Genomic DNA, 2,151 nt, shown 5'->3' with positions numbered 1-2,151 from the left:
GCCTGACGGAAGCGCTGGGCATCGCTGATGCGGAAGCGCGCGAAGGCATCCACGACCAGCCGCCGGTCGTCGAGCGGCGTGATCTCAAGGGGATCGATGTCGCGGCCGAGGATGCGGTCGTCATAGCGCACGACCTCCTGGATGACCGGAAGCTTGAAGTAGAGCCCCGGCTCCTCGTGTACGGCCTTGATCTGGCCGAACTGGAGGACAAGCGCCTTTTCGCGTTCGTCGACGATGAAGATCGACGACAGCGCGGCCGCCACGGCGATCACGATTACGGGAAGGATGAGGGTCGTGCGGTTCATCAGTTGCTCCCCCCGGTCGCGGGCTTACGGCCGAGTTCGTTGAGCGGAAGGTATGGCACAACGCCCTGCCCCGCCCGTTCGTCGAGGATCACCTTGTCAACCTGTCCGAGGACCGATTCCAGTGTTTCGAGGTAGAGCCGCTTGCGCGTGACCTCGGGCGCCTTCTGGTATTCGACGAGAACCGAGGTGAATCGGCTCGCCTCGCCCTGGGCCTGGTTCACCACCTGCGCGCGGTAGGCCTCGGCCTCTTCCAGAAGCTGTGCGGCCTGGCCGCGGGCCCCGGCCAGCACCGTGTTGGCATAGGCATCGGCTTCCTTCTGGAGCCGGTCGCGCTGCTGCTCGGCCGACTGGACGTTCTTGAACGCCTCGATCACCTCGCGCGGCGGATCGGCGCGGTCGAAGTTGACGCGCACGACGTTCAGCCCGGAATCGTAGCTGTCGAGCGTGGTCTGGATCAGGTCCTTCAGCCGTTCGGCGATCGCGCCCCGGTCGCGGTTCAGGATCGGCGCCAGCAGCGACTGCGCGATGATCTCGCGCATCGAGGCCTCGGCGACCGCGTTGATCGTCAGCTCCGGGTCGCGCAGGTTGAAGAGGTACTTCGTCGGGTCCGAGATGTTCCAGACCACCTGAAAGTCGATGTCGACGATATTCTCGTCGCCCGTCAGCATCAGCCCGCTGTCCGAGCCGCCACGGCCAACGCCGATGTCCTCGGTCCGTTCCGGCGTCACCGCCACGACGTTCGCGGTGACGATCGGCCAGGGTGCGAAGTTGAGCCCCGGCTGCCCGATCGAGGAGAACTTGCCGAGGAACAGCTCGACCGACTGCTCTTCGGGCCGGACCGTATAGAACGACGCGAAGGCCCATAGGCCCACCGCCGCCAGCGCGCCAAGCCCCAGCGTGCCGCGGGTGATCTGCGGCCCCTGTCCGCGCCCTCCGCCGCCTGCCGGCCCGCGCGGCCCGCCGCCGCGCCCGCCCATCAGGACGCGCAACTGGTCGGCGCCCTTGCGGACGATCTCCTCGACGTCGGGTAGCTGCGGACCCTCACCCGGCCTGCGGCCACCGCGTCCTCCCGGCCGGTCCTTGTCGTCGTCGCCGTCCGATCCGCCCCCGCCCCAGGGACCTCCGCTGCCAGCCATCGGCTTCCTCTCTTCTTATTCAAACCGTCGTGTTCTCCACCCAACTGGGCGTTCTCTGTCGAAAACTCAAGCCGTCCTGACCGGCTTGCGCAAGGTCACCAGCTCTTCCGCCATCACCGGATGCACCGCGACCGTGCGGTCGAAGTCCTCTTTCGTGGCCCCCATCCGGAGCGCGATCGCGGCAAGCTGGATCATCTCGCCCGCCTGGGGCGCGACGATGTGGCAGCCGAGCACCCTGCGGTTTTCGGCCGAGACCACGAGCTTCATCATCGCCCGCTCCGGCCGCCCGGCGAAGGCCGATCGCATCGGCCGGAACGCGGTCGCATATATCTCGATCGGGCCAAGATCGCGCGCCTCCTCCTCGGTCAGCCCGACCGTTCCGAACTCCGGCTGGGTGAAGACGGCAGAGGGCACCAGAGTGTGGTCGGCCTTCGTCGGACGCGCGCCGAAGACCGTGTCTGCAAAGGCGTGGCCCTCGCGGATGGCGACCGGCGTGAGGTTGATCCGGTCGGTCACGTCGCCCACGGCATAGATCGAAGGCACCGCCGTCTGCGACCATTCGTCCACCACCACCTCGCCCCTACGGCCGAGCCTGACGCCGGTCGCCTCGAGCCCGAGGCCCTCGGTATTCGGCACCCGCCCGGTGGCGTAGATGACCGCCTCGTGGACCGTCTCGTGCCCGTTGGTCGCGGTGACGCGGGTGCCGCCCG

General features: G+C 67.9%; 3 protein-coding genes. All 3 read right to left on the bottom strand.

Going from position 1 to position 2,151, the window contains the following annotated elements; genetic code table 11:
- Positions 1–305, bottom strand: a 305-nt coding sequence (locus tag ACMUOO_RS17220; RefSeq protein ID WP_413855809.1) for an SPFH domain-containing protein, incomplete at its 3' end; no start/stop codon positions are given.
- Positions 305–1,441 (bottom strand): FtsH protease activity modulator HflK, encoded by a 1,137-nt coding sequence (hflK, locus tag ACMUOO_RS17215; RefSeq protein ID WP_301917283.1) that lies wholly within the window; start codon positions 1,439–1,441, stop codon positions 305–307. The genes hflK and ACMUOO_RS17220, both read right to left, overlap by 1 nt.
- Before the next feature lie 66 nt (positions 1,442–1,507).
- A partial coding sequence (locus ACMUOO_RS17210; protein WP_413855808.1) for an FAD-dependent oxidoreductase occupies positions 1,508–2,151 on the bottom strand: 644 nt, incomplete at its 5' end.

Origin of the sequence: Albidovulum sp., assembly GCF_041919395.1 — a bacterium.
GTDB lineage: Bacteria > Pseudomonadota > Alphaproteobacteria > Rhodobacterales > Rhodobacteraceae > Albidovulum.
This window is presented reverse-complemented; position numbering and strand designations above follow the sequence as displayed.

Excerpts from the sequence above, each read along its gene's own strand:
- hflK (WP_301917283.1), bottom strand. The coding sequence starts at position 1,441 with ATGGCTGGCAGCGGAGGTCCCTGGGGCGGGGGCGGATCGGACGGCGAC.